The 23,464-nt window shown below is 71.4% G+C and carries 18 protein-coding genes and 2 tRNA genes; 12 read left to right on the top strand and 8 right to left on the bottom strand.

Translation table 11 applies throughout. The features are described from left to right. The first annotated feature begins 44 nt into the window (after positions 1-44). Positions 45-1,325: an ROK family transcriptional regulator gene (locus ACH4G3_RS09735; protein ID WP_397624103.1), complete on the top strand. Its 1,281-nt coding sequence runs from the start codon at positions 45-47 to the stop codon at positions 1,323-1,325. Here the strand turns inward: ACH4G3_RS09735 and ACH4G3_RS09730 are convergent. Continuing rightward, a complete protein-coding gene (locus ACH4G3_RS09730) occupies positions 1,283-2,290 on the bottom strand; it encodes a TetR/AcrR family transcriptional regulator (protein ID WP_397623960.1) in 1,008 nt (335 codons plus the stop codon). The genes ACH4G3_RS09735 and ACH4G3_RS09730 overlap by 43 nt on opposite strands. Before the next feature lie 146 nt (positions 2,291-2,436). Between ACH4G3_RS09730 and ACH4G3_RS09725 the strand changes: the two genes are divergently transcribed. From ACH4G3_RS09725 to ACH4G3_RS09700, 6 genes are all read left to right on the top strand, one after another. Then, entirely contained in the window at positions 2,437-2,655 is a 219-nt protein-coding gene (locus tag ACH4G3_RS09725) for a hypothetical protein (RefSeq protein WP_397623959.1), read from the top strand. Positions 2,656-2,771: 116 nt separating this feature from the next. After that, positions 2,772-3,560: an LPXTG cell wall anchor domain-containing protein gene (locus ACH4G3_RS09720; protein WP_397623958.1), complete on the top strand. Its 789-nt coding sequence runs from the start codon at positions 2,772-2,774 to the stop codon at positions 3,558-3,560. A 152-nt stretch (positions 3,561-3,712) separates the two neighbouring features. Then, on the top strand, positions 3,713-4,492 hold the full coding sequence (locus tag ACH4G3_RS09715) for an HAD-IIA family hydrolase (RefSeq protein WP_020274149.1): 780 nt from the start codon (positions 3,713-3,715) through the stop codon (positions 4,490-4,492). Between the two features lie 142 nt (positions 4,493-4,634). Continuing rightward, positions 4,635-5,399 carry a hypothetical protein gene (locus ACH4G3_RS09710; RefSeq protein ID WP_397623957.1) on the top strand — a complete coding sequence of 255 codons (765 nt, stop codon included), beginning with the start codon at positions 4,635-4,637 and terminating at the stop codon, positions 5,397-5,399. 2 nt (positions 5,400-5,401) lie between these two features. Then, positions 5,402-6,079 (top strand): class F sortase, encoded by a 678-nt coding sequence (locus tag ACH4G3_RS09705; RefSeq protein WP_397623956.1) that lies wholly within the window; start codon positions 5,402-5,404, stop codon positions 6,077-6,079. 334 nt (positions 6,080-6,413) lie between these two features. Then, positions 6,414-7,448: a glycoside hydrolase family 6 protein gene (locus tag ACH4G3_RS09700; protein WP_397623955.1), complete on the top strand. Its 1,035-nt coding sequence runs from the start codon at positions 6,414-6,416 to the stop codon at positions 7,446-7,448. On the opposite strand, the gene ACH4G3_RS09695 is transcribed toward ACH4G3_RS09700, so the two are convergent. From ACH4G3_RS09695 to ACH4G3_RS09675, 5 genes are all read right to left on the bottom strand, one after another. After that, complete coding sequence (locus tag ACH4G3_RS09695) at positions 7,449-11,654, bottom strand: nSTAND1 domain-containing NTPase (RefSeq protein ID WP_397623954.1); 4,206 nt, start codon at positions 11,652-11,654, stop codon at positions 7,449-7,451. A 153-nt stretch (positions 11,655-11,807) separates the two neighbouring features. Further along, a complete protein-coding gene (locus tag ACH4G3_RS09690; RefSeq protein ID WP_397623953.1) occupies positions 11,808-13,748 on the bottom strand; it encodes a radical copper oxidase GlxA in 1,941 nt (646 codons plus the stop codon). Next, on the bottom strand, positions 13,745-15,751 hold the full coding sequence (locus tag ACH4G3_RS09685; protein WP_397623952.1) for a glycosyltransferase family 2 protein: 2,007 nt from the start codon (positions 15,749-15,751) through the stop codon (positions 13,745-13,747). Before ACH4G3_RS09685 ends, ACH4G3_RS09690 begins: the two co-directional genes overlap by 4 nt. Before the next feature lie 325 nt (positions 15,752-16,076). Next, positions 16,077-16,790, bottom strand: a complete 714-nt coding sequence (locus tag ACH4G3_RS09680) for a FadR/GntR family transcriptional regulator (RefSeq protein ID WP_397623951.1) — start codon at positions 16,788-16,790, stop codon at positions 16,077-16,079. A 114-nt stretch (positions 16,791-16,904) separates the two neighbouring features. Next, positions 16,905-16,978 (bottom strand) — tRNA-Lys (locus tag ACH4G3_RS09675). Positions 16,979-17,177: 199 nt separating this feature from the next. Here ACH4G3_RS09675 and ACH4G3_RS09670 point away from each other — a divergent pair. The 5 genes from ACH4G3_RS09670 to ACH4G3_RS09650 all read left to right on the top strand — a co-directional run bounded on the left by ACH4G3_RS09670 (position 17,178) and on the right by ACH4G3_RS09650 (position 22,546). Beyond that, positions 17,178-18,350: a peptidoglycan-binding protein gene (locus tag ACH4G3_RS09670; RefSeq protein ID WP_397623950.1), complete on the top strand. Its 1,173-nt coding sequence runs from the start codon at positions 17,178-17,180 to the stop codon at positions 18,348-18,350. A gap of 61 nt (positions 18,351-18,411) precedes the next feature. Further along, positions 18,412-19,533, top strand: coding sequence for an SPFH domain-containing protein (locus ACH4G3_RS09665; protein WP_397623949.1), 1,122 nt, complete (start codon positions 18,412-18,414; stop codon positions 19,531-19,533). A gap of 101 nt (positions 19,534-19,634) precedes the next feature. Beyond that, complete coding sequence (locus ACH4G3_RS09660) at positions 19,635-20,240, top strand: lytic polysaccharide monooxygenase auxiliary activity family 9 protein (protein WP_020271731.1); 606 nt, start codon at positions 19,635-19,637, stop codon at positions 20,238-20,240. A 100-nt stretch (positions 20,241-20,340) separates the two neighbouring features. Next, positions 20,341-20,835 (top strand): hypothetical protein, encoded by a 495-nt coding sequence (locus ACH4G3_RS09655; protein WP_397623948.1) that lies wholly within the window; start codon positions 20,341-20,343, stop codon positions 20,833-20,835. Positions 20,836-20,875: 40 nt separating this feature from the next. Then, positions 20,876-22,546: an AMP-binding protein gene (locus tag ACH4G3_RS09650; protein ID WP_397623947.1), complete on the top strand. Its 1,671-nt coding sequence runs from the start codon at positions 20,876-20,878 to the stop codon at positions 22,544-22,546. On the opposite strand, the gene ACH4G3_RS09645 is transcribed toward ACH4G3_RS09650, so the two are convergent. Together ACH4G3_RS09645 and ACH4G3_RS09640 are read right to left on the bottom strand one after the other, a co-directional pair. Then, positions 22,512-22,585, bottom strand: a tRNA-Lys gene (locus ACH4G3_RS09645). The two genes, ACH4G3_RS09650 and ACH4G3_RS09645, sit on opposite strands and share 35 nt — an antisense overlap. Before the next feature lie 107 nt (positions 22,586-22,692). Next, on the bottom strand, positions 22,693-23,454 hold the full coding sequence (locus tag ACH4G3_RS09640) for an IclR family transcriptional regulator (protein WP_397623946.1): 762 nt from the start codon (positions 23,452-23,454) through the stop codon (positions 22,693-22,695). Between the last annotated feature and the right edge of the window lie 10 nt (positions 23,455-23,464).

Below are 23,464 nucleotides of genomic sequence, written 5' to 3'. Positions count from 1 at the left end.
GGGGCGTGAACAGGGCGGACGACCGTACGGGTGGAGTGGGCGGCATGCACGGCGCCGGAAGGACAGGGACCGGAGGGACAGGGGGCGGGGCGAACCTGCTCGCCCTGCGCAGCCACAACGCCGCACTGGTGCTCGAACTGCTGCGGACAGCCGGGCCCGACGGCATCAGCCGGCTCGAACTCGCCGAGCGGACCGGTCTCACCCCACAGGCGGTCAGCAAGATCACGGCCCGGCTGCGGGAGGCCGGGCTCGCGGCGGAGGCGGGGCGCCGCGCGTCGACCGGGGGCAAGCCGCGCACGGTGCTGCGGCTGGTGCCCGAGGCGGGGCACGCGGTGGGGGTCCACCTGGACCGGGACGAGGTCCGGGCCGTGCTCGTGGATCTGCGCGGGACGGTGGTGGGGGAGCGGCGGGCCGCGCTGGATCTGAGGGCCGGGGCGGGGGCGGTGCTGGCGGCGGTGACGGAGACCGTGCGGGTGATAGTGGCGGACGTTTTCCGGGGGGCGGGGTCGGAGTCCGTCGGGCAGGCGGGGGCGGAGGGCTTGCGGGCGACGGGCTCGGAGTCCGTCGGGGAGGTGGCGTCGGAAGCCCCGCGGGGGGCGGGTGCGGAGTTCGTCCGGGTGGCGGGGGTCGGGGTGCCGGCCGCCGGGCCGTCCCTCGGGCCTGCCGGTTCCCTGCTCGGGGTGGGGGTGGCGCTGCCCGGGCCGCTCGACCATGTGCGGGGTGTGCTGCACCGGGTGACCGGTTTTCCCGAGTGGGACGGCTTTCCGCTGCGGGAGGCGCTGGCGCAGCGGCTCGGGGTGCCTGTCGTGGTCGACAAGGACACCAACGCGGCGGCACTGGGCCTGGCGGCCGGGGGCGAGAGCGGCTCCTTCGCGTACCTGCACCTCGGTACGGGGCTGGGGGCCGGTCTGGTCATCGGCGGGAGTGTGCACCGGGGAGCCCGGACCGGGGCCGGGGAGTTCGGCCACCAGGTGATCCAGCTGGACGGCCCGCCGTGCACCTGCGGCGACCGGGGCTGCGTGGAGGCACTGTGCCTCGGCTCGGTGGCGCGCGGTGATGTGGAGGAGGCGGCGCGGGTGCTGGGAGCGGGCGCGGCGAACCTGGTGGGGCTGCTCGACATCGACGTCGTCCTGCTGGGCGGCCGGACGGTGGCCTCGGCGCCGGAGGCGTTCGTGCGGGGGGTCGGGGCGGTACTGGCGGCGCGGGCGCGGCGGACGGGGGAGGACGCCGTGCCGGTACGGGTCGCGCCGGGTGGAGGGCAGGTCGTCGCGGCGGGGGCGGCTCAGCTGGTGCTGGGGCCGGTGTTCGGGCGCGGGGCCGGGTGAGGGGTGGGGGCGGGGTTCGATGCGGGGGCTTGACTGGGTGCGGGGGCTTGACCGGGTGCGGAGGCTTGACCGGGTGTGAGGGCCGAATTGCGTGTGGGGGCCGGCTGAGGGGCGTGGGCCGGATTCGGCGTGTGGGCCGGTTCTGCCGTAGCGGTCGGTTTCGCCCTGGGGGACGGATCCGCCGTAGCGGTCGGATTCCGCTGGGGCGTGCCCGTGGCGTCCGGGAAGATCCGCCCCAGGTGGTAGTCCAGTACCGTCCGTACGTCCGCGAGTGAGCGGCGGCCATGCAGCACGTCCAGGCCCAGCCCGATCGCGCCCGACACCAGCAGGTCGGCCTCGTACACCCGGTCGATGCCCGGCGCGGTGCTCCCCGCCGCCTCGCCCACCCCGATGATGTCCGCGACGAGCCGTTCCAGCGGCTGCTCGGCGGTCAGGAAGACCTCGGCGAGTACGGGATCGGTGAGGCTCCGGGCGTAGTACGCCGTGAACACCCGCAGCGCGAAGGCACGTTGCTCGTCCAGCGGCAGGAACTCGTCCAGCACCGCCCGCAGCAGCGCGCACGGCTCCGTCATGTCGTACGGAATGCGCCCCTGGGCCAGCCGTTCGTTCTCCTCGTGCAGCAGCCGCAGCGCGTCGACCATCAGGGCGTGCTTGGAGTCGAAGTGGTACTGCACGACCCGCAGCGACACCCTGGCCTCCGCCGCGATCCTGCGCATGCTCGCCGCGTCCAGCCCCTGCTCGGCCGCGATGCGCCACACCGCCTCGGCGATCCGGCGCCGCTGCCGGGCCCGTACGTCCGTCGGCCGGGGAGCCGGCGGAGTGCCCGGAGCGGGCAGCGGCTGCCGGCGCCGGCGGTACGCCCGGGCCTGACAGCTCCGGGAGCAGTAGACGGGCGGGCGGCCCCGGCCCGGACGGACCGTGGGCGTGCCGCACATCGGGCACGCCCGCTTCTTTTCGTCACGCACGCCTTCACGATAGCGCGCCGAGAAAGTGTGACGTAAAGCGAGGATTGGCTGCTATTAAGCGGCATGCATCCCCTTGGCGATTGATACGTTCGTAACGTCGACAGACACGCACCCCTCCTCCAATCTCTCCCCCGAAAGGGAAGGCCATGAAGTACGACGTCCTTCAAATCCTCGGCATGGTGATGCTGGTCGTCTGCGCCCAGGCGCTCATCCGGCTCCTCGTCGACAACGGTGACCGAGGGCTGCTGGACGGGCTCCCCGGCGGCTTCCTCCCCACGTTGCTGGCCTACGCGGTTCTCACCGCCGCCGGTGTTCTCCTGACCGGCTGGGCCCACTCGCGTGCGAAGGCGCTGGGTCGCCGCTGAGGATCCTGTCCCGCCGCCTCGGGAGTCCGCCGACCGGGCGGATTCGCGCCGCCGTTCGGGGGTGTTCCCGGCGATGTCGGCTCGCCGACGGCTCCATCCGGCAATGTCACAAATCCATGCGACTCTGCACGCCCGCTCACCTCTGCCTGGCGGCGGCAGCCACCACCGTCCTGCTCACCGGGGCCCATCCGGCGTACGCGGACGAGCCGGCGCCCGCCTGTGCCGCTCCCGACGACCACACCTTCCCGCTCACCACCCGCATTCACGGCGGGCCCGGCGCCTACGAGGCCGGGGGCGGGTTCGGGACCTGGTACGTCGATCTGACCAACACGACCGACCGGCCGTGCACCGGAATCCACCCCGTCGTCGTGCTCGTCGACGACAAGCGGGTGCTGGAGCCTTCGCAGCCCCGGCTGGAGTTCTTCGAGGGGGCGCGGGCGCACCCCGTGCGGTTCGAGAAGACGGGTGAGGACGAGCTCATCGGGGTCTTCGCCGACGACCAGGACCGCTTCGCGGGGTTCACCGTCGGGCCGGGGAAGACCGTCTCCGTGAAGGTGCGGCTCGCGGTCACCTCGGACGCCGTGCCGAACGAGGTCACCGTCAACGCCGCCGTGGTGCAGCGGCACGACGACGACGGTGACTGGGTCGGGCAGTCGAACGACTACCGCTTCGGGATCGACGTCGAACGGCCGATCGACGGGGACGAGCCGGAGGACGACGGCGGCACCACCTCCCAGCCGGACCCCGACCCCGACCCCGACGCCTCCGCCCCGCCCCGGGAGGACCGCTTCCCGTTCGCCGAGGAACTCGCCGGTACGGGAACCGGCGGCCAGGTAGCCGCGGCCGCAGCGGCGCTGCTGCTCGTCGGGGCCGGGGCAGTGCTCCTCGCGCGCCGGCGCCGCTGAGCCGCTGAGCCGCTGAGTCGCTGGGCGCAGAGCCGTCCCGCCTGTCGGGATGCCGTATGCGGGCCATTCCCCAAGATCCGGCCACTGTTTAGGCTGGGGGCTGCCTGGCCCCAAGGCGCATGCTGGCACGCGTACGGCAGGAGATCCCGCACATGGCAGACCGCAAGCCCATCGAGTCGTGGCTCACCGACATGGACGGTGTGCTCATCCACGAGGGCGTACCGATCCCCGGCGCCGACGCCTTCCTCAAGAAGCTGCGTGAGTCCGGCAAGCCCTTCCTGGTCCTCACCAACAACTCGATGTACACCCCGCGCGACCTGCACGCCCGGCTGCGCCGCATGGGCCTGGACGTGCCGATCGAGAGCATCTGGACCTCGGCCCTGGCCACCGCCCAGTTCCTGGACGACCAGCGGCCGGGCGGATCGGCGTACGTCATCGGCGAGGCCGGCCTGACCACCGCGCTGCACGACATCGGCTACATCCTGACCGACCACGAGCCGGACTACGTCGTCCTCGGCGAGACCCGCACCTACTCCTTCGAGGCCATGACGAAGGCCGTACGGCTCATCCTCGGCGGCGCCCGTTTCATCTGCACCAACCCCGACGAGACGGGCCCGTCCACCGAGGGCCCGCTGCCCGCCACCGGCGCGGTGGCCGCGCTGATCACCCAGGCGACCGGCAAGAAGCCGTACTTCGCGGGCAAGCCGAACCCGCTGATGATGCGGACCGGGCTGAACGCCATCGGCGCGCACTCCGAGAGCAGCGCGATGATCGGCGACCGCATGGACACGGACGTGCTGGCGGGCATGGAGGCCGGGATGCAGACGTTCCTGGTGCTCACCGGCCTGACCCGGCCCGACCAGGTCGAGGGCTTCCCGTACCGGCCGTCGCAGGTCGTGGACTCGATCGCGGACCTCGTCGACCGGGTCTGAGCCCGGGAGGCAGCGGGCCTCCGGGCCCGAGGCAGCGGGCCGGAGCTCAAACCCGTCGCCACCCGTACGGAGCAGTCGCCGCGTCCCTGAGGATGCGGGGGCCCCCCGTGCGGGGGAGGCTCCAGGCGTCTGGAGGTTCACGATGGGTTCTCTGAGAGTCACTGTCTGTACGAGCGTCCTGTTCGCGGCCGCCCTCACCCCGGCGGCGTACGCGGTGGACGCAGGGGGCATCTCGGTGACCCCGTCGGCCCCCGCGCCCGGCAGTGACGTCACGCTCCGCGTGCCCGACTGTGCGGAGAGGACGGCCGTCGCCCGCTCGGCGGCGTTCGTCGCGGACGCGCGGCTCACCGTCCACGACGGTGAACTCGTCGGCGAGAGCCGCGTCCGCTCCACGCTCGACGCCGGGACGTACGCCGTGAAGGTCACCTGCGGTGGCGCCGAACGGACCGGCACGTTCACCATCCGGGATGGTGAGGGACGGCGGCACTCGGCGCCCGGGACGGACGAGCACGCGCCCGTGCCCGGGACCGACGAGCACGCGTCCGTGCCCGCGACGGACGAGCATGCGCCCGTGTCCGGGACGATCGGGCAGCCGCCCGCGCCCGGGACGGTCGGGCAGCCCCCCGCACCCGGCACCGTCGGGCAGCCGCCCATGCCCGAGGGCGGTGGGCAGTCGTCCGCCCCCGATGACGATGAGCAGCAGTCCGCCTCCCGGCGACCGGGCCCGTACGCCTCTCCCGTCGCCCCGGTCCAGGCCGGCGGCGGTGGCGCGGCGGACCTCGTCGCCGCCGAGGACCGGGGGGCCGGTCCCGGTACGGCGCAGGGGGTGACCGGTCTGGTTCTCGCGGGCGTGGCCGCGGTGGTCGTCGCGCTGGGCGGTGTCCGCCGGGGCCGTGGAACGGACTGACCATGTCCGAACAGGGTCGAACCAAGGGCCGCTTCTCGGGCACCGGCCGTCTGCTGGCCGGCGTGGCCTGGGTGGCGCTGCTGCTCGGGCTGTGGCTGTGGGGCCGCGAGGTGACCGACGTACGGCACGGTATCTCCGCCCCCACCACGGGCGACATGGCGGCGGCCGGACGGCCCCCGGACGTGAAACTGCCGCCCGCGCACCGCCCGTTGGGCGACGCGCTGCCGCAGCGCGTCGACATTCCCGGGCTCGGAGTGCAGGCGCCCGTGGTGGCGCGGGGACTGGACGCGCGCGGCGCGCTCGATCCGCCGCCGTACGACCAGCCGGGCACGGTCGGCTGGTACGCGGGTGGCGTGGCACCCGGGGCGCCGGGGACCGCGCTGATGGTCGGTCACGCCGACACCGACACGCGGCCCGCCGTCTTCTACAAGGTCAGTGCCATGCGTCCGGGCCAGACGATCCGGGTGATCCGGGCCGACGCCAAGGTCGCGGAGTTCACCGTCGAGTCCGTCCAGGTCCTCACCCGCGACCGCTTCGACGCCCACCAGGCCTACGGGCCCCGCGAGTCGGGCCGTGCCGAGCTGCGGCTGGTCACCTGCGGCGGCAGCTTCGACCGTACGACCCGCAGCTACACGGCGAACGTGGTGGTGTCGGCGTACCTGACGGGAACCGGCCTCTAGCGCCCCCGGGCGCCCACCCAACCCGGTCGACGACCCGCTCCCCCTGAAGTCGCCGACCGGGCCGGTCCTCTACCGCGCGCGCACGGGCTGCGGGAGTAACCCGGCGAGCTGCGCGGGAGGCCGCGGGAGCCACGGTGGGTGAAACTCTGGCCGGAGGCCGGGCCCTGCTGAGAAGACTCTAGAACCAAAGGGCCGTCCGGGCCTAGAGGTTGAATGACGCCAAGTCCCGATACGGTGGCTCTGCGTCATCGGTGCAGGTGGGTTCGGCCTCGTGGGTGTCGAGGGACGTATGTCAGGATTGGGGCTTGGAACGGTGCACCCAAGGGGGAGTTGGATGTACGGCAGCAGGGGGGCAGGGGCGTCCGCCGGGAGGCGGGTGTCCGCAGTGGTGCTGGGGGCGGCACTGCTGATCACGGGATGTTCGTCCGACGGGGGGGACGGATCGGACACCGGCGCCGACGCGGGCGCCGGGATCACACAGCAGCCCAAGGAAACCGCCCCGTTCTGGGTCAACCCGGACGGCACCGCGGCTCAGCAGGTCGCCGCCCTGGAGAAGGCGGGCAAGAAGCAGGACGCCGAGCACATCCGCAAGATCGCCGAGCAGCCGGTCGCCGAGTGGATCGGCCCGGACAACCCCGAGGAGCAGACCCGGGGCTTCACCGAGGCAGCCGAGAAGGCCGGCCGTACGGCACTGCTCGTCCTCTACAACATCCCGCACCGCGACTGCGGCCAGTACTCGCAGGGCGGCGCCGCCGACGGCAACGCCTACCGCGAGTGGCTCGACGGCGTGGCGGCGGGCATCGGCGACCGCCCGGCCACGGTCATCCTCGAACCGGACGCGCTGCTGCACCTGGTGGACGGCTGCACGCCGGAGCAGTTCCACGAGGAGCGCTACGACCTCCTCAAGGGCGCCGTCACGAAGCTGAAGTCCCTGAAGAAGACGAAGGTGTACCTGGACGCGGGCAACGCCGGCTGGCAGAACCCCGACCAGATCTTCGAGCCGCTGAAGTGGGCCGGCATCGAACAGGCCGACGGCTTCTCCGTCAACGTCTCGAACTTCTACTCCACCGAAGACTCCATCGCCTACGGCAAGCAGCTCTCCGCCAAGGTCGCGGGCAAGCACTTCGTCATCGACACCAGCCGCAACGGCAAGGGCCCCTACACCCAGGGCAACCCGGACGAACGCTGGTGCAACCCGCCGGGCCGCGCGCTGGGCGAGACGCCGACGACGAAGACGGCGGACCCGCTGGTCGACGCGTACCTGTGGGTCAAGCGGCCGGGCGAGTCGGACGGCGAGTGCAAGGGCGGGCCCAAGGCGGGGCAGTGGTGGGCGGACTATGCGCTGAAGCTGGCCAGGGCGAGTTCCTGACTAGAGGGCCGGGCACACGTCGTCGACCAGGTCGGGTTCGACGGCCAGTTTCTTCTCGTCCTCGGTCAGCTCCCGCCCCGCCAGGGCGCACAGCCGGTCCATCCACCGTTCGGGTTCGAGCGGGATCACGGAGGTGCGGGAGCCGTCGACCATCGTGAGGGACTTGCCGTCGGTGCTCGGTGAGAGGACCGAGCCGTAGCCCACGTAGTAGCGGTAGGTGTCCTGGCGCTTGTCGATGTCCCAGACGACTTGTTCGCCGGCGGCGGTGGTGGTGTGGAGGAGGCGGTCGCCGAGGAAGCGGCCGAGGTAGTAGGCGCCGTTGTAGGTGAGTCCGGGGAGGTCCCGCTTTTTCTCGACGTCCCACAGCTGTACCCGGCCGCCGGAGTACTGGACGGCAAGGATTTTGCCGTCGGGGGAGAGGGCGAACGACCGGACTGACCGGTCCTTGTCTTCCCTCTTGATCCACCGCTTGAACTCACCGGTGGTGAAGTCCCAGACGCCGATCTCGGCCACCGTCCGCACCACCGCCTGCGGTTTGCCGGGTATGGCGGTGGCGAAGGTGCCGGCCGCCTCGTTGGCGAGCTGCGCGCGCTCCTGGACGGGAGGCCGGTAGATCTCGCCCTCCGGCTTGCCCGTGTCGAGATTCCAGCGGGAGACGTACGACAGCCCCGAGATCACGGCGTGGTCGTCGTCGGAGAAGCTCAGGTTGATCCAGGACGGGACGAGCCCCGTCTGGGGGTCCGCTCCGGAAGCCGTGATGCCGGGAGGGGCGGGCAGTTCGAGGACGCGCTCCTCCCTGAGGGAACCGCTGTCGATCTGCCAGAGGAGGACCGTCCGCTGGTCCTGGGCGATGGTCAGCATCCGCCGCCCGTCCGGGCTGAAGGCCGCGTACAGACGGGCCAGCGGCCGGGACGGTCGCGCGGTCGCGAGGAGGCGGTGGTCGGCCAGGTTCCACAGTTGCAGTCCGCTGCCGCTGGTGTCGACGACCGCCATTCTGCCGCTCGGTCCGTCCGGTGTGCGGATGCGGTTGATCAAGGAGTTGGAGTCGAAGGACGTGGGCGGCTTGACGCGTACGGTGACGATGCTGCCGCCGACGGAGACGGCGGCGCGCAGGTCGTCCGGAGGGCCGGCGAGCGCGACCGCCGGAGCGAACGAGCGGCCGGTGATGTTCTGGTCCTCGGGAGCTGCGGCAGGGGTGTCGAAGGTGGCGGGCCAGCCCTTCTCCAGATCGATGACCAGGAACCGCATCCTGCCGAGGTCGCTGCCGATGCGCCCGGTGGGATTGACCAGGTAGCGGCCGGTGGCGTCGAGCCGGGGCGTGTAGAGCGGGCACAGGCCCGGGAAGCTGTTGCTCCAGTTCTGGAAGCGCCGGGGTGTGGTGCCCAGCCGCCACGCTTCGAGTGCGCCCTGCTCGGTGCAGGTGACCAGGACGCGGCCGTTGCCGCTGACCGTCGCGGAGGCGGTGGCGCGCTCGTCCCAGGGACGGCGCAGCGAACCCCGGTTGACATCCCAGGAGACAAGCCGGCCCCGTACGTCGTCCGCTTCCGCTCCGGAGGGCACGATCCGCGCCACGACCGTGTCGTCCGCGGCGAACCAGGCCTGCGCCGCGTCCCAACCGCGCGGCGGGGCCAGGGCACGGCCCGTGCGGCGGCCGTCGTCCGCGTTCCACACGAGCACGCCCTCGCGGGGGATCGCGGCGAGGATCCGCTTCCTGTCCCCGTCGAAACGCAGGTCGTTGGGGGCGCGCGGGTTCTTCTCCACGGCCTCGCCCTCGCGCAGGGCGATGGTCCGGAACTTCTCCGGGTCAGAGGAGAGCGGTACGCCGAGGGAGATCAGACCCCAATCGCTCGCCCGGGCCACCCTCCGCCCGTCGGCCGACACGGCGATCCGCTCGGTGTCCTGCCGTTTCGAGAAGAGGCGGGGTACGGGCCGCTTCTTCCCCCGCAGGTCAAGCCGCACGAAGTCGCCGTTGGCCAGCACGGTGTACGCGAACGAGCCGTCGTCCGTGAGGGCGATGTCCTCGACGTCGTTACGCCCCTCCATCACCACCCGATCCACATCCTGCAACCGCAAGTACTGCGCGAGCAGCGCCGAACGCGCGTCCGGCCGGCCCTCGGCCCGATACGCCCCGACCGCATACAGCGAGGAGATGGTCAGGGACGTGCTGTCGAGACTCGCGGCCTGCTGCGCCAACCGGTCCGAAGCCAACCGCCGCTGCTCCGTCAGCAGATTCAGATACAGCACGGACACCACCGTCGCCGCTACCACCGCCAGCACCGTGACCACCGCCCACAGCACCCGCAGATACCGTTTGCGGCGCTCGGATCTCGCGGTCTCCTGCTGCTTACGAGCCCGCAGCCCGGCACTCGCCTCGATGAACTCCCTGTCTTCCGCCGTCAGTTCGGCACCCCGCTGCGCGAGCCACCCTTCCGCCACCGACAGCGCCGGATCCTCCAGCAACAGCCCGTCCGGCCGCCCCGCCCGCCACCACCGGGCACGGTCGTAGCGCAGTTCGCCGCGCCAGGTGAGGAACGTACGGTCCTTCTCCAGCTGCTGCGCGAGCGGCTGCCAGTGTTCGATGAGGGCCTCGTGGGCCAGCTCGACCGTCTCGCCCCGCTCGGGATCCGCGCCCAGGACCAGGACCCGGGCCTCGGCGAGGGCGCGGGCGATGGCCCACTGCTCCTCGCCCACGTCGCGGCGGGCGAGCCGGGCGCGCAGGGCCGTGCCGCTGCCGGGCGGGATCTGGACCAGCGCGCGGAGCAGCCCGGTCGCGGCTTCCTCCGCCGTGCCCCGCAGCGCCCGCTGCCACGCGGAGTCCGCCCTGCTGCTCAGCACCCCGCCGAGGCCGCCGAGTTCGCGGTAGGTGTCGAGGCGGAGCCGGCCGCCGACCTGCCGTTCCCACAGAGTGGTCAGGACGAACCCGAGCAGGGGCAGGGCTCCCGGCCGGCCCGCCGCGTCCTCGATGAGCCGGTCGGCCAGTCCGCTGTCGTACTCCACGCCGGGGAAGGCCCGCAGCGGCAGCCGGACCACCTCGGTGAGCTGCTCGCGGGTCATCAGGCCCAACTGGTGCGCGGGCGCCCCGCCGACCAGCCGGCTCAGCTCCGGGTGGCGCAGGGCCGCGTCCTGGAAGTCGGTCCGCAGCGCGACCAGGACCGCCACTCCTGGGTGACGGCAGGCGTCGAGGAGTGCGTCCACCAGGGCGCGCAGCTCCTCCTCGGGGCGCAGCAGCAGCGCCTCCGCCTGGTCGAGTGCCAGCACGAGTCCGCGTGCCGAGCGGTGGGTCCGAATCGCGTCCCGGACCGTCGCGGCGTCCGGTTGGCGGCCTTCCGCGCGCAGGGTGACGACCTCCGCCTCCTGCTCCTTCAGGCGGGGCAGGACGCCCGCCATGAGGAGGGAGGACTTGCCGGAGCCGGAGGGGCCGGTCAGGGTCACGCAGCCTTCGGGCGACCCGTGCGGGCAGAGCAGGTCGACGACCGCGGTGACGTCCTCGTCCCGGCCGAAGAAGTGCGCGCTGTGCTCCTCGGTGTACGGGCGCAGGCCCGGGAACGGGGAGTCGGGCGCGAGCAGTTCGGCCAGACCGGGGAGTTCGTCGAGGACCGTGCGGGTCGGGATGCAGAAGCTCTGCCCGCGGTGCGCCGGTGAGATCGAGGCGACGATGCCGACCACGGCACCGAGGTCCTCGTCCCACACGGCGGAGCCGCTGAAGCCGGGCTGGATCGGGTCCGACTGCCCGTCGAGCGGCGACATCTGAAGCCGGCCGGTGCCGGTCCGGGCGCGCAGCCGGGCGGTGTGCCAGCCGCCGCCGGTGTCGTCCCTCGGCAGTCCGAAAACGATGGCTCTGTGGTCCCAGACGTCCCGGGGCGCCACCATCAGGACCGGCCGGGCTTCCGTAAGCGGGCGGGACAGGGACAGTACGGCGACGTCCCCGGTGCCGTTCGCGCGTACGGGGACCCAGTCGCGGACGACGGCGTCCACCGGCTCGCCCTCGCGCAGGACCAGGCGGACACCGAGGGGCCCGCCGGGGCGCTCCTCCTGATGGGCCGGCCGCCCCGAGGCCTCCAGTACGACATGGGCGCAGGTCAGCACCAGTGTGGGCGCGATGAGCACCCCGAGGCCGCCGATGTGCCCGTCCGTGCCCGTGACCTGGACGGTCGCGGCGGCCAGGACCTCCTCGGCCACCGGGTCCGACGTGGTCGACTCGGTCATCTCCCGTTTCCCCCGCCACCGTTGACCACACGTGTCGATCTCGTACCGAGGGCACACCGGATGCCGTGCGCGGGTCAAGCCGGTTTTCCGACAACGCCCGGACATGCGAAAGGGGCGCCCTCCGCACAGGAGAGCGCCCCGGTCAGCCGGTTCCTACGGCACCTTGACCCACTGCGCCTTGCTCGGCGTGCCCCGGTCGTCCGTCACGAACAGCATGTACCAGCCCGCCTGGACCAGGTTCCGGTTCTCCGGCACGGTCACCGTCAGCTTGTCGCCGGACGCCTTGAAGTCCAGGGCGATCGACCGCTGGTCGACGTCCGTGACGTGCGTGGCGGCGCTCGGGCGGATCAGCCGGACCTTCTTGACCTTGGCCGCGTCCGACGAGGTGAACGTGCCCGTCCCGCCGCGCTCGATGGTCTGCGGCCCGCCCGACAGCGAGGGCTGGTCCCCGTCGCCGTAGAGGTACGGCGGCGTGTAGATCTCGATGCGCTGCTCGAACTTGCCCGGTTTGGTGTTGGCCTTGTCGCCGTACAGCGAGTCCGAGCCGAAGAACATCACGCGGCCGTCGGGCAGCAGGATCGACCCGGAGTGGTAGTTGCGGCCGACCAGCGGGTCGGCGACCCGCCGGAGCTCGTTCTTCTCGGTGTCGTAGAGCCGCGCCTCGAAGATGTTGGAGTCGCTGCGGCCCCGGTAGTCCTCCGAACCGCCGGAGATCAGCACGCTGTCGTCGGGCAGGATCGAGGCGTTCGGGTAGCGCGTGCCCTTGTCCAGGGACGGGCCGTCCACGAAGCGCGGGTCGTCGGCCTTCAGGTCGACGATCCGGGTCTTCTCGCTGGACTCCTTGGACTCGCCGACGCCACCGCCGCCGATCACCATGTACTTCTCGTCCTGCGCGGGCGGCAGCAGCACCGTGCCCGATGTCTCCATCAGCTTGGAGTCGCTCAGGCCGGGGATCTTCGTGAACTTGTTGGTCTCCACGTCCCACACGCCCGGCTCACGGCCCACGTCGTCCGGCCCGTAGCCCGCGTTGGAACCCGAGTAGAAGACCTTGCCGTTCTGCATGAGGAACAGCGCCGGGTAGGTCGGGAACTGCCGGACCTTGTCCGTGTAGGTCCACTTCTTGGTCTTCGGGTCGAAGACCTCGTTCTTGCCCGGGACGAGCTGGCCGATGTCGTCGAGGCCGGAGACGCTGAGGATCTTCCCGTCGCTCAGGGTGGTGAGCGTCGGGTACCAGCGGGCCTCCTTCATCGGGTCGACCTTGATGTACTTCTCGGCTACGGGGTCGAACTCGAAGGCGTCCCGGATGCCCTGGAAGTCCTTCTTGTCGAGGGCGAGTTTCTGCGCGATGCCGTAGGTGTTCTTGGCGTCGGCGCCCTTCAGGCCGTGCACGCGGTAGTTGTCCTGCGTGCCCGTCTCGTACTTCTGGCCCCGCTTCTGCGCCTCGACGTAGATCCGGCCGAGGCCGGGGTCGTTGCGCAGGAACTTGCCGGTCGCCTTGTCGAAGACCTTCTTCGCCCGCGGCACGAGCACCGGGTCCTTCGAGACGAAGGTCTTGCCGTTCTGCTTGCCGGTGAACTTGGTGCCCGCGGGCAGGGTTATCGGCTTGTCCGGGTTCTCGTTGTGGACGATCATCAGGCCGCCGGCCTTGGTGACGTCACCCTGCAGCTTCTCGTACCGCTTGGTGCCGCCCGCGATGAGCAGATTGCCGTTGGCGAGCTGGGTGTGGCCCGTGCAGAACAGGTCGCTGGGCGTCGGGACCTTCTTGATGGTGCCCTTGACCGGGTCCCAGATCCGGGTGTCGAACTTCTTCGCGTCGAAGTTGTCCTGGTTGTTGCCCGACCCCGCGACGAGCAGCACCTTGCCGGTGCGCAGCAGCGCCGCGTGGATCGTGTTCTGCCGGTACTCCTCGGGAAACTCGATGATCTCCCACTTGCCGTTCGCGGCCTTGTACTCCGGCTTGTTGATTTTGTACTGGTGGTATTTCTCGGTGCCGAAGCGGTAGAGCCACGGCCCGTTCATCCCGGCCAGCGCGAGTACCACCGCCGTGCCGATCGCGAGTCGACGGGCCCGGCGGCGGCCTGCACGGTCGTTCATTCCTTACGTCCCCCAAGTCCACCAAGGGCGATCTGCATGGTCTGGTCGGTCCCCCCGACCTCCCCGTTTCCGCCAGGGGCGGCGGCCCAACTGGGCTTGTGCTGCGGGGCGTGCTCCGCCGACGGCTGCTGCGGGATGGGCAGCGGCTGCGTCCGGTGCGGCCCCGCAGGGTCCTGCGGCTGCTCCGCGGCGGGAGCGGCGGGCTTCTTCGCGTCCTGCCGCAGCTGCCAGCGCCAGGCGAACACCGGCGAGGCCGTGATCAGCAGCGCGAACGTCGCCCAGATGATCATCGCGGGGTGGGAGTGGCCGAAGACGAAGCCGGCGGCGATCGACCCACCGAAGATCGCGACGAAGTACCAGTGGTAGCGGAACGTGCCGAACCAGCGGTCCGGGCTCGCCGAGTCGCCCTTGGGCGTGACCACGAACTTGCTCTTGCGCCGCAGCACGGAGTCGATCAGCGCCTTCGCGTACAGCGGCGCCGACAGCGCGGACATCACCATGCCGGCCACACCGCCGGAGCCCTCCGGCTCGTGCGGCGAGACGTTGTGCCGGCGGTTCCAGACGTACAGGCCGATCTGCAGGGCGGAGGCGTTGCCGTAGAGCATCAGCCAGACCGCCGGGTCGATGTTCACACCCGAGGCGCCAAGGCCCAGGAACAGGCAGCAGCTCAGCGCCGCCAGGATCCAGTTCAGGGCCGACATCGGATAGAAGATGATCATCATCGTGTAGTTGAAGAGCTTGCTCGGCGGCAGCGAGTACCAGCCCTTCCAGTACTGCCCGATGATCGTCTCGTACGTCCCTCGCGACCAGCGCATCTGCTGGGTGAAGAAGTCCGTCCAGGCGCTGGGGCCCTCACCGACCGCGAGCACGTCCGGCGTGTACACCGAGCGCCACTTCCTGCCCGTCGCCGGGTTCTTGTGGCGGTGCATCTCGAAGCCGGTCGCCATGTCCTCGGTGATCGAGTCGTACAGACCGCCGATCTGCTTCAGCGCCTTGATGCGCACGGCGTTGGAGGTGCCGACGAACATCGGGGAGCCATAGCGGTTGCCCGCGCGCTGGATCAGCGCGTGGAAGAGGAACTGCTGCGACTCGGCGGCCTTGGTGATGGGGTTGTCGTAGTTGCCGTAGACCTGCGGGCCGATGACGAAGCCGACGTCCGGGTCGCGGAAGAAGCCGAGCATCCGCTCCAGGTAGTTGGGCAGCGGCACGTGGTCGGTGTCGACCGAGGCGAAGAAGTCGTAGTCGTCGCCGTGCGCCTCCAGCCAGGCGTTGTAGTTGCCGTGCTTGGTCTTGGCGCGGTGCGGGCCCTTGGCCTGGTTCCACTTGGCGACGCCCTTGCGGGAGAAGTGGTGCACGCCGAGACGCTCGCAGACCGCCTTCACCTCGGGGTCGTCGCCCTCGTCGAGCAGCCACACGTGCATCAGGCCCCGGTGGCGGATCTTGACGGCCGCCTCCAGGGTCTTCGTCACCATCTCCAGCGGTTCCTTGCCGGGCACGAAGGAGGTGAGGAAGGCCACTCTGGTGCCGGTCTCGGGCACCACCGGGATCGGGTCGCGGGCGACCAGCGTGGCGTGCGCGTTCGAGACCACGTTCATGCAGCGGAAGAACTCGATCAGACCGATCGCGACCAGCATCACGATGTCGAGCGCGGGCAGCCAGTCGAAGGCCGGGTAGTCGCGCTCGGTCCAGTGCTCGGGCTGGAGCAGCCACACCAGCAGCACCAGGGACAGCACCGGGGCCGCGGCCAGCATCAGCGCGACTCTTATCCGGTGCGGTTCCTGCGAGATCAGCGACCGGTACTGCACCTTGTACGGCTTGGTCGGATCAGGCTGGGTGAGGGGACCAGCGAGCCGGCTGTAGTGCTCGTAGTCGTATCTCGGCAGCGTCTTCTTGATCCGCCGGAACGTCCCCGTGGTGCTCATCCGATGCGCCGGAACCCTGAGCTGGGTGGTCTGGGACGGGTCGTGGTCCTGCTGCCGGGCGCCCGTCGGCCTCGACGTCATGAGTCATTCCCCCCACACGCGGACACCGCGTGTTTCGTCGCTTCCTTCCGTCTGCGGAAGGTCCCCCTCGACCTTCACAGACGTATCAGTGGTGGGTCGCTGTCACCACGTCATCCACACCTTATAGACATGGCAACGCGACCTTCCGGTTGCATGATGCCCCCCTCGGCATCGCTTCAGGTACGGGGCCCCTACCCCCACCCGGCCCGCAACCGGCTCTGAATCCCCCCAACTGCCGCGAAACCGCAGCATCTTGAAAAACCAGAAAACCAGGGTTCTACGGCGTTCATCATGATCGCAAGATGCGAAACGCGGTGTTTACCGGTCATACGCGTTCATTGTGGCGGGTGTGGGGGCCCTGTGGAGCCGTTGTGGACAGGCGTGCGCGGATGTTCCCGAAGTGCTCTCTTATGGCGTCCTCCGCCCGCATCGAGTCACCGGACCGGACCGCGTCGAGGATCTCCCGGTGCTGCCGGCAGGTCACCTTCGGGTCCTGCGGCTCGCCTCCGAGGTCGGTGCGGACCCGGTGGAAGGCGTCCCAGAACGCCTCCAGGACCTCGCTCAGCAGCACGTTGTCCAGCCCTCGGTAGAGGGTGGCGTGGAAGGCCCGGTCGGTCTCGGCCAGACCGGCTCCGCGCGCGGCCTGCTCTTCCATACGGTCGACGAGCCCGTCCAGTTCAGCGAAGTCCGGTTCCGGTATCCGCCCCGCGAGCCGGGAGACCAGCCCGGTCTCCACGGCCTCCCGCAGTTCCAGCAGCTGGAGCAGGGAGTCCTCGCCCCGGTAGTGCCCGGCGACCGTCCGGAAGGCGAGGCCCTCGATCATCGGGGCCAGGGACATCGGGCCGACGTAGGTGCCGAAGCCGTGCCGGATCTCCACGATGCCCATGGCCTGGAGCGCCTTCAGCGCCTCCCGCACCGAGTTCCGGCTCGCGCCGAGGTACTCCATCAGCTCGGGCTCGGTCGGCAGCGGGGCCCCGGAGGCCAGCCGGCGGTCGATGATGAGCTTCTTGATCCGCTCCTGGAGGTCACGCGCTGCCATGGCGAGAGGGTATCCGGCCAATCGCACGGTGGGCCGGGTTCCGGCCAGACCGCACCAGGGCTGTACCCGGGCATGAGAAAAGCCCCCCGCTTCCGCGAGGGGCCCTCCAGTCGGTGCGCCGCCAGGGACTCGAACCCCGGACCCGCTGATTAAGAGTCAGCTGCTCTAACCAACTGAGCTAGCGGCGCGCGCTGACGACGTAACTCTACAGGACGCCGGGAGGTGCTCCGGACCACCCGGCGCGGCCCCGGGAAGGGGCCCGTACGGCGCGGCGTACATCATTCGGACCGTCAGCATGCGCGTGCGGATGACAGTTGAGAAACTGACGACGCGCGCCCGGACGGATACAGGCGCGGCCTTTTCCGTCGGAAGTGTGAGGTGTGTCGCATGAGGTCTCCGGTATTCGAGGAATTCGATCCCGGGAGCGACTGCGACTGCCCGGGATGCGTCCACTGGCGCCGCGTCCTGCCGCATTCCCGGGCCGGCCGCACCACCGCCCACCCGGCCGCACACCGTGCCCTCGCCCTGGCCGCCGTGGCCTCGGCGGCGCTCGGCGCGGGCCACGCCGTACCGGCCGCAGCCGCTCCGCACGCACCCCACCGACCCGGCGTTTCCGCAGGTGACGAGCATGACACCCCCCAGGGCGGCCAAGCCCCGCTGTACGGTCCCGGCGGCCGTCCCGCGGTGCCCTCCGCCACCCTCAAGCCCGCCGCCATCACCCGTACGGAGATCATCAACCGGGCCAAGACCTGGGTCGCCGCGAAGGTCCCGTACAGCATGAACGGGTACTGGTCCGACGGCTACCGGCAGGACTGCTCGGGATATGTCTCGATGGCCTGGAAGCTGCCCGGAAACGAATGGACGGGCAGCCTCGCCCAATACGGTGAGCGGATTTCCAAGGAGGAACTCCAGCCGGGCGACATCCTGCTGTTCCACAATACGGCCGACCCGGAGAGCGGCTCGCACGTCGTCATTTTCGGCGGCTGGAAGAACCGCACGCACACCTACTACACCGCTTACGAGCAGACCCGCCCGCACACCCGCCGGAAGTCCACCCCGTACGCCTACTGGAACGACTCCGACCGGTACGTCCCCTACCGGTACAAGGGCGTCACCGCGGAGGCGCCGGCGACGGAACCGGGGACGGTACCGGGCAAGGAACCGGTCAGCGGGGGCGCACCGACCGCCACGCCCTACCCGGGAGCGGCGTATTCCGGCCCCGGCGCGCACAGCGCGTACGTCACGCTGCACGGCCTGACGCTCCTCGGGGACGAGGACGTGCAGGCCGGGGCGGCCGGGCCGTCGCCCTCCTCCCACGGCGTCCCCGGCTACCCGGGGCGGGCGATGTTCCGGCCCGGCGCCGACAACGCCCACGTCACCCGGCTGGGGAGGCAACTGGTGCGGAAGGGGTTCGGCGGGTTCTACCCGGCCGGGCCGGGGCCGCGCTGGGGTGAGGCGGACCGGCGCGCCGTCGAGGCCTTCCAGCGCACCCAGGGCTGGCGGGGCGGCGCGGCGGACGGCTACCCGGGCCCGGAGACCTGGCGGCGGCTCTTCTCGTAGGCCCCGGCACACACCGGGGACCACCGTTGTGACGCATCTGGCGCGGAGGCTGGAGGCACCCATGAGTACGACCACTTCCCACACGTCCGACCCCGACGGGCCGGCGGACGGGCCGGCCAGACCCGCCCGGCTCATCCAGAACGAGTCCACCACCGAGATCCCCGTCCACCTGCTGTTCCGCGACGAACCCGACCCGGCGCCGCAACCGCTGAAGCCGGCGGTCATCGCCCGTCGGCAGGGCACGGGGGAGCAGCCGCGCCTCAGACGCCCGGCGCCCGTGGCACCGCGTCCCGCGCCGCAGGTCGATGCCGACCTGGTGGAGCGGCCCGCGCGGGTGCTGCCCGGGGCGGCGGGTGTGCTGGCCGGGGTGTGCGGGGCGGCGGGGTGTGTGGCCACCTCCTGGTGGGCCGGGCTGCTCCCGCCGCTCGCGCTGGAGGCACTGCGGCTGCCCGCGCACGCCGGGGCCGGACTCGGTCCGGCGCAGTGGGCGGCGTACGCGGGGGCCGGCGCGCTCGGGCTGTTCGGGTTCGGCGGGCTGGCCCGGGGCCGGACGGGGCGGGCCTGGGTGCTGGATCTGTTCGGCCGTTACCGGGGAACCGTCCGGCGCTCGGGTCTGCTGTGGGTCAACCCGCTGCTGCTGCGCCGCCGGGTGGACGTCCGGCTGCGGCACTGGCGCAGCGAGCCGGTGCCGGCCGTCGACGCGAGCGGGGTCGCGCTGCGGGTGGTCGTGCAGGTGGTGTGGCGGGTGCGGGACACCGCGCGGGCCACGCTGGGCGTCGAGGATCACGAGACGTATCTGCGCGAGTGCGTCGAGGCGGCCCTGACCCGCGTGCCGGTGGAGATGCCCGGCGGGACCAAGGGCTCCACGGACGCGGCGGCCGAGGCGCTGACCCGGCTGGTTGCGGGCGACGCGGCGCCGGTCGGCCTGGAGGTGTTCTCGGTGCAGCCGCTGCGGGTCGAGTACGCGCCCGAGGTCGCCGCCGCGATGCACCGCCGCCACATCGCCGCGCTGGACGCCCGGCACCGGGCGAGCGTGCTCACCTCGGTCGTGGACTCGGTGGAGGACACGGTGACCCGGCTGACCATGCGGGGGCTGGTCGAACTCGACGACTACGAGCGGAAGGTGCTGGTGCGGGACCTGACGGTGGCGTTCTGCGCGGGCCGGGGAGAAACAGCTCCGTGATTGGTATGGACATGTTCAACTAGCGTCCTTACCCTCAGACTTGGTCTAGACCTACCTGCACAGCTCACTGAACCTCCCCCACGTTCTCCAGGAGCGGCAGCATGCGCACAAGGACCAAGTTGTCCGCAGCCGCGGTGGGACTGGCCACGACCGGAGCCCTCGTACTCTCCTCCGGCGGCGCCAGCGGCCACGGCTACACCGACCTCCCCGTCAGCCGGCAGAAGCTCTGCCAGAACGGCACCGTGACCAACTGCGGTCCGATCCAATGGGAACCGCAGAGCGTCGAGGGCCCGAAGGGCTTCCCGGCCTCCGGTCCGGCCGACGGACAGATATGCAACGCCGGACTCGGCCAGTTCAGCCAGCTCAGCGCACCGCGGACACCGTCCGGCGGGGCCTGGCCCACCACCAGGGTGACGGGCGGCCAGACCTACACGTTCCGCTGGCAGTTCACGGCCATGCACGCCACGACCGACTTCAAGTACTACATCACCAAGCCGGGCTGGAACCAGAACCACAACCTGGCCCGGTCCGACCTCAACCTCACGCCGTTCTTCACGGTGCCGTACAACGGCCAGCGGCCGCCGTCGACGCTCTCCCACAGCGGCAGACTGCCGTCCGGGCTGAGCGGCCACCACGTCATCCTGGCGGTGTGGACGATCGCCGACACGGGCAACGCGTTCTACGCGTGCTCGGACGTCACCTTCTGAACCTTCTGAGGTTCCCTTGAGTCACCGGTGCGGCCGGCGTGGGTAGGTTCCTCCCACGCCGGCCGATCGGGGCCGGCGCATCGACCTCGGGGGATGCGCGATGGACGTGATCTTCTACGTCGTGCCCGGCCTGATCATGGCCGTGGCGGTCTTCATGGCGTACCGGGTCGTGCGGCGCTGGTTCCAGATCCGGGGTGCCTGGAACAGCGGGCTGACGGCCGAGGGCCGGTGCCTGCGCGCGTACGCGACGGTCGGCGGCGGGCACGGCGACACGGCCGTGCGGACCGCGCTCCGGCACGTGTACGAGTTCATCACGCGCGACGGCCGGGTCATCCGGTTCGAGGAGGAGGGCGGCCCGGGGACGATCGTCGAGGGCGACTACGTCACGGTCTACTACGCCGACCGCGGCCAGGTCGTGGCCACGGCGCAGCCGCCGAGTCGGACGAAGCGCGCGGTGGCCGCCTTCGGCATCCTGGCCTTCCTCGGCGTGGTCGTCGTCTTCTGCGCCGGCTTCATCGTCACGTACGTCCAGATCTTCGCCCCGTACGGCGACTTCCTCTTCAGCGGCGGCAGCGGGACGAGCCTGGCGCCGTGACCCTCCACATCTGACGGTTCGTCAATTAACCTGCCCGGCCATGGACACCAGGGCGGCGGCGGGTACGGTCGCGGAACTCATGGCCGATCGGTGGGGCGACCACCGGCCGGGACTGTGGTGCGAGGACGAGGTCCTGACCCACCACGAGGTGGCGGCCGGAGCCGCGGCCCGGGCGGCACTGCTCGCCGACCTGCTGCCGCCGGACGCCGAACCCCACATCGGGGTGCTCCTCGGCAACACCCCCGAGTTCCCCCTGTGGCTGGGCGCGGCGGCCCTGGCCGGGGCGGCCGTCGCCGGCGTCAACCCCACCCGGCGGGGCGCCGAACTCGCCCGCGACATCCTGCACACCGAGTGCCGGATCCTGGTCACCGGGCGGACCCACCTGCCGCTGCTCAAGGGCCTGGACCTGCCCGGAGTGCGCCTGCTGGTGACGGACGGGGACGAATACGCCGACCTCCTGGCCCCCTACGCCGACGCCCGCCCGGACGCCTCCCGCGCCACTCCCGACGACCGCTTCCTCCTCTACTTCACCTCCGGCTCGACCGGCGCGCCCAAGGCCGCACTCTGCTCCCAGGGCCGCCTGGCAGCCGCCGGACGCTCCCTGGCCGGCCAGTTCTCCCTGGGCCCGGAGGACGTGCACTACCTGTGCATGCCGATGTTCCACGGCAACGCGGTGATCGCCGGCTGGGCACCCGCGCTGGTGACGGGGGCGGGCGTGGCACTGCGCCGGCGCTTCTCGGCGTCCCGCTTCCTGCCGGACGTCCGCCGTCACGGGGCGACGTACTTCACCTACGTCGGCCGGGCGATCCAGTACGTCCTGGCCACCGAGCCCGGCCCCGACGACCGGGACAACCCGCTGCGCCTGGGCTTCGGCACGGAGGCCGGTGCGGTGGACGCGGCGGCCTTCGAGCGGCGGTTCGGCGTGCGGCTGGTGGAGGGATACGGCTCCTCGGAGGGCGGGGCGGCGGTGCAGTGGTCGCCGGGGACACCGCCGGGCGCGGTCGGCCGGGCGGCTTCGGGGCTCGTCGTCCTCGACCCGGAGAGCCGCGAGGAGTGCCCGCCGGCCCGTTTCGACGCGGCGGGGCGGCTGCTCAACGGGGACGAGGCGATCGGCGAACTGGTCAATCAGGGGCCCAGCCCCTTCGAGGGCTACTGGCGCAATGCGGCGGCGGAGGCGGAGCGGCGCAGGGAGGGCTGGTACTGGACGGGCGACCTCTTCTTCCGGGACGCCGACGGCTACCTCTACTTCGCCGGTCGCACCGACGACCGCCTCCGCGTCGACGGCGAGAACCTGGCCGCGGCGATGATCGAGAACATCCTCGCCCGGTACGAGGGGGCCGCCGCCGTCGCCGTGTACGCGGTGCCGGACCCGGTGACCGGGGACCAGGTGATGGCGACGATCGCCGGGACCTTCGACCCGGAGGGGTTCGCGCGCTTCCTGCTCGCGCAGCCCGACCTGGGGACGAAGATGGCGCCCCGGTTCGTGCGGGTGGCGGGGCGGATGCCGGTGACGGCCACGAACAAGATCCATCGGGCGGCGTTACGGCGGGAGGGCCTGCGGTGCGCGGACCCGGTGTGGTGGCGGCCGCCGGGGGAGAGCGCGTACCGCCTGCTGACCAGGGAGGATCTCGAACACGCCGAAGGGCCTCCCGCTCCCACGAGAGGCCCTTCATCGGTGCGCCGCCAGGGACTCGAACCCCGGACCCGCTGATTAAGAGTCAGCTGCTCTAACCAACTGAGCTAGCGGCGCATGACTCCCGCCGACCGCGTTCGCATCGCGTTCTCGCGGCTGGCGACGGAAAAATAATACCTGGTCCTGAGGGGTGCTTCGGACCACCCGGAGCGGGGTCCGGGTGGCTAGATCGCCATGGACAGCAGGACCGGCGCCGCGTTGCGGTTGAGGGCGTCCGCGGCCTGGCGGAGCCGGTGGGCGTGCTCGACCGGGAGGGACAGGGCCAGGCAGCCGACGGAGGAGCCGGCCGTGACGGGGACGGCCGCGCAGACCGTGCCGACCGCGTACTCCTGGAGGTCCAGGACCGGCACGGTGGGCGGCTGGGACTCCAGCCGGGAGAGCAGCAGCCGGTCGCTGGTGATGGTGCGCGAGGTGAGGCGGGCCATCTTGTGCCGGGCGAGGTGGTCGCGGCGGCCGGCGTGGTCGAGCTGGGTGAGCAGGCTCTTGCCGATCGCGGTGGCGTGGGCCGAGGAGCGGAAGTCGACCCACTCGTTGACCTTGGGCATGGCCGGGCTGTCGGCGTACTGGGTGACGCTGATCTCGCCGTCGACGTACCGGCTCATGTAGACGGCGGCGCCGACCGAGTCGCGCAGCCGGTCGAGGGTGTGCTGGAGCTTGTCGCGCAGGGCCTGCTCGCGGTGCTGGGCCGAGCCGAGGCGGGCCAGCGTCTCGCCCGTGACGTACGCGCCGTCGTCGACCTGCTCGACGTAGCCCTCGCGGCGCAGCATGCGCAGCAGTGCGGTCAGCCGCTCCGGTGCTATGCGGGTGTGCCGGGCGAGCTCGGTGTCGGTGACTCCGGTGGAACTCCGCGCCACTGTCTCCAGGACGCGCAGGGCTTCCTGGGCCGAGTGGTACGGGGTGGTCGGCGGCTCGTGCTTCAGCGCCACGGTGGTCTCC

This window comes from Streptomyces afghaniensis (assembly GCF_044327915.1).
GTDB classification, from domain to species: domain Bacteria; phylum Actinomycetota; class Actinomycetes; order Streptomycetales; family Streptomycetaceae; genus Streptomyces; species Streptomyces afghaniensis.
The sequence above is the reverse complement of the archived record's forward strand: the minus strand, read 5'-3'. Positions and strand labels throughout refer to the sequence as shown.

Coding starts and splice junctions, on each gene's coding strand:
- ACH4G3_RS09720 (WP_397623958.1), top strand. CDS start 2,772: ATGCGACTCTGCACGCCCGCTCACCTCTGCCTGGCGGCGGCAGCCACC.
- ACH4G3_RS09735 (WP_397624103.1), top strand. CDS start 45: ATGCACGGCGCCGGAAGGACAGGGACCGGAGGGACAGGGGGCGGGGCG.
- ACH4G3_RS09715 (WP_020274149.1), top strand. CDS start 3,713: ATGGCAGACCGCAAGCCCATCGAGTCGTGGCTCACCGACATGGACGGT.
- ACH4G3_RS09685 (WP_397623952.1), bottom strand. CDS start 15,751: ATGACGTCGAGGCCGACGGGCGCCCGGCAGCAGGACCACGACCCGTCC.
- ACH4G3_RS09695 (WP_397623954.1), bottom strand. CDS start 11,654: ATGACCGAGTCGACCACGTCGGACCCGGTGGCCGAGGAGGTCCTGGCC.
- ACH4G3_RS09680 (WP_397623951.1), bottom strand. CDS start 16,790: ATGGCAGCGCGTGACCTCCAGGAGCGGATCAAGAAGCTCATCATCGAC.
- ACH4G3_RS09670 (WP_397623950.1), top strand. CDS start 17,178: ATGAGGTCTCCGGTATTCGAGGAATTCGATCCCGGGAGCGACTGCGAC.
- ACH4G3_RS09710 (WP_397623957.1), top strand. CDS start 4,635: ATGGGTTCTCTGAGAGTCACTGTCTGTACGAGCGTCCTGTTCGCGGCC.
- ACH4G3_RS09665 (WP_397623949.1), top strand. CDS start 18,412: ATGAGTACGACCACTTCCCACACGTCCGACCCCGACGGGCCGGCGGAC.
- ACH4G3_RS09705 (WP_397623956.1), top strand. CDS start 5,402: ATGTCCGAACAGGGTCGAACCAAGGGCCGCTTCTCGGGCACCGGCCGT.
- ACH4G3_RS09690 (WP_397623953.1), bottom strand. CDS start 13,748: ATGAACGACCGTGCAGGCCGCCGCCGGGCCCGTCGACTCGCGATCGGC.
- ACH4G3_RS09725 (WP_397623959.1), top strand. CDS start 2,437: ATGAAGTACGACGTCCTTCAAATCCTCGGCATGGTGATGCTGGTCGTC.
- ACH4G3_RS09660 (WP_020271731.1), top strand. CDS start 19,635: ATGCGCACAAGGACCAAGTTGTCCGCAGCCGCGGTGGGACTGGCCACG.
- ACH4G3_RS09655 (WP_397623948.1), top strand. CDS start 20,341: ATGGACGTGATCTTCTACGTCGTGCCCGGCCTGATCATGGCCGTGGCG.
- ACH4G3_RS09700 (WP_397623955.1), top strand. CDS start 6,414: ATGTACGGCAGCAGGGGGGCAGGGGCGTCCGCCGGGAGGCGGGTGTCC.
- ACH4G3_RS09650 (WP_397623947.1), top strand. CDS start 20,876: ATGGACACCAGGGCGGCGGCGGGTACGGTCGCGGAACTCATGGCCGAT.